This window comes from Rhodospirillales bacterium RIFCSPLOWO2_02_FULL_58_16 (assembly GCA_001830425.1).
Taxonomy (GTDB): domain Bacteria; phylum Pseudomonadota; class Alphaproteobacteria; order Rhodospirillales; family 2-02-FULL-58-16; genus 2-02-FULL-58-16.
This window is the reverse complement of sequence record MIAA01000032.1, coordinates 88,906-90,870: the sequence shown is the minus strand read 5'-3', so window position 1 is coordinate 90,870 and position 1,965 is coordinate 88,906. Positions and strand designations below refer to the sequence as shown.

The window sequence follows — 1,965 nt, the reverse complement described above, 5'->3', positions numbered from 1 at the left end:
GAATATCCGTCGCGGGCCGGCCGCCGCCGCGCCTCCCGTCCGCTTATTGCCCGGAGTTCCTCCTCCCGGGAGTCTGCCGCTTTCCGCTCCGCCGAGCGAGGATTTGCCGCCGATGCCGACGACCGTGGTTTCTTCGACGTCAACCACATCTTCTTTTATTGCCGCCGCCGCGCCTTCGATAACCGGAGTCCGTCTCGGGCAGCATTACGACAAGACAAGAGTCGTGCTGGATGTCAGCGGCAAGCCGGATTTTTCCTACAAGATCAGCGAGTCGGGAACGTCGGTGATCTTTAATTTCCCGCAGGTTGATTGGCGGTCAGACCGGCCTTCACGGCGGCTGACGGGGCTGGTTGCCGGTTATTCATTCGACAGAGGAAACAAAGGCGAAGGCCTTCTTAACATCGAGACCAGGATGCCGGTGAATGTCCGAAAAGTGTTTGTCCTGCCGCCCGAAAATAAGCAGGGATACCGAATTGTTCTCGACCTGGCTCAGGGGCGTAGCGCCGTCAGGTAGTGAGACAAACCGCTCAGACACTCCTGGAAGCTGTCAAGGTTTTGCGCCGCCTTGGCCTGGGAGACGGCGCCCTGCAGGGCGGCGACGATAAAAGCCGCCGACTTATCAACATCGATATTGCCGCTTACATACCCGTGCATCTGGCCGCGAGTCAGCGCCTTGGCCAGACCCTTGCGCCATAACCGGTAAGTCGCCTCAAGACGCAGGCGAAAGCCGTTGTCGACATTCGACATTTCCTGCGTCAGGTTATTCAGCGGACAGCCGATGGTGGTGATGAACTTTTCATCCGCGTTCATGCGCGTTTGTATAACGCGGGCAAGCATCTCGATAGGGTCGTTCCCCTCTTCCAGCGGCTTCAGCCACCATTCCTCAATATGTTCCTTAAGGGACTCTTCGACAACGGCGTATCCCAACGCCATCTTGGTGGGAAAATGATGGTACAGCGCGCCTTTGGTGACTCCCGTCTCTTTCAGGATGTCGTTAAGGCCCGCCGCCTGAAAGCCATGGCGGAGAATCTTTTCATAAGCCGCATTAAGGACGGAGCGGCGTGTCTGTTTCGGGTTGCGCACACGGGTCATACCGGACAGTATGTTGAATTGCGTCGGCTTTCGCAAGAGTTCAAGCCGGAGTATGATGTAAAATGAATTCAATGAGTTTTGGCCCCGGATCATGAACTACCGAACTATCGCCTTCGTCAACGGCGACCTGAAGCGAGCCAAGGAAGCCGGGGAGCGGCTCAGAAAACGTTATGGTCATGTGCCGCCGGAAGACGCCGATATCATTGTCGCTCTGGGCGGCGACGGGTTCATGTTGCAGACCTTGCACCGCTGCATCGACCGCAAGGTTCCTATCTACGGGATGAATCGGGGTTCCGTCGGATTCCTGATGAATGCCTTTGATGAAGAGAACCTGCCCGAGCGGTTGGCCGCCGCCGAACCGATCAACCTTAATCCCCTGCGGATGTTTGTTTCCGATCTGAATGGAAACGAGCATCAGGCCATCGCCATCAACGAGGTTTCCCTGCTGCGTGAAACCAGGATGGCCGCCAAAATACGAATAATGGTTGACGGCGTAATCAGGATGGAGGAGATCATCTGCGACGGCGTGTTGTTATCCACTCCCGCCGGGAGCACGGCTTACAACAATGCCGTTCACGGGCCTATTATCCCGCTCGGCGCCGATGTTTTGGCGCTGACGCCGATCGCCGCCTTCAGGCCCAGAAGATGGCGCGGGGCCTTGTTGCCGTCCACCGCCGCCGTTGATTTTGAAATCCTTGAGGCAGAAGTGCGCAAGGTCAGCGCCGTCGCTGACTTTACCGAAGTGCGCGACGTCACAAAAGTCAGCATCGTTCAGGACAGCAGCCATGAATTGACCTTGCTGTTCGACCCTGAACACAATCTGGAGGAACGAATCCTGCGTGAGCAGTTCGCGCTTTAATATTATTTGGCGGG

The 1,965-nt window shown here is 56.8% G+C and carries 3 protein-coding genes and 2 pseudogenes (2 of these 5 cut by a window edge); 2 read left to right on the top strand and 3 right to left on the bottom strand.

Going from position 1 to position 1,965, the window contains the following annotated elements:
- Nucleotides 1–147 (bottom strand): annotated as a pseudogene (locus tag A3H92_10680) (hypothetical protein); it reaches 180 nt to the left of the window's first position.
- Between A3H92_10680 and A3H92_10675 the strand changes: the two are divergent.
- Nucleotides 125–514: a hypothetical protein gene (locus A3H92_10675; protein ID OHC74504.1), complete on the top strand. Its 390-nt coding sequence runs from the start codon at nucleotides 125–127 to the stop codon at nucleotides 512–514. The pseudogene A3H92_10680 and the gene A3H92_10675 overlap by 23 nt on opposite strands.
- Here A3H92_10675 and A3H92_10670 read toward each other — a convergent pair.
- Nucleotides 490–1,104, bottom strand: coding sequence for a hypothetical protein (locus A3H92_10670; GenBank protein OHC74530.1), 615 nt, complete (start codon nucleotides 1,102–1,104; stop codon nucleotides 490–492). The two genes, A3H92_10675 and A3H92_10670, sit on opposite strands and share 25 nt — an antisense overlap.
- A gap of 79 nt (nucleotides 1,105–1,183) precedes the next feature.
- Between A3H92_10670 and A3H92_10665 the strand changes: the two genes are divergently transcribed.
- Entirely contained in the window at nucleotides 1,184–1,951 is a 768-nt protein-coding gene (locus A3H92_10665; protein OHC74503.1) for an NAD kinase, read from the top strand.
- Here A3H92_10665 and A3H92_10660 read toward each other — a convergent pair.
- Nucleotides 1,854–1,965: pseudogene (locus A3H92_10660) on the bottom strand (hypothetical protein) (it continues 968 nt past the right edge of the window). The gene A3H92_10665 and the pseudogene A3H92_10660 sit on opposite strands and share 98 nt — an antisense overlap.

Coding starts and splice junctions, on each gene's coding strand:
- A3H92_10665 (OHC74503.1), top strand. CDS start 1,184: ATGAACTACCGAACTATCGCCTTCGTCAACGGCGACCTGAAGCGAGCC.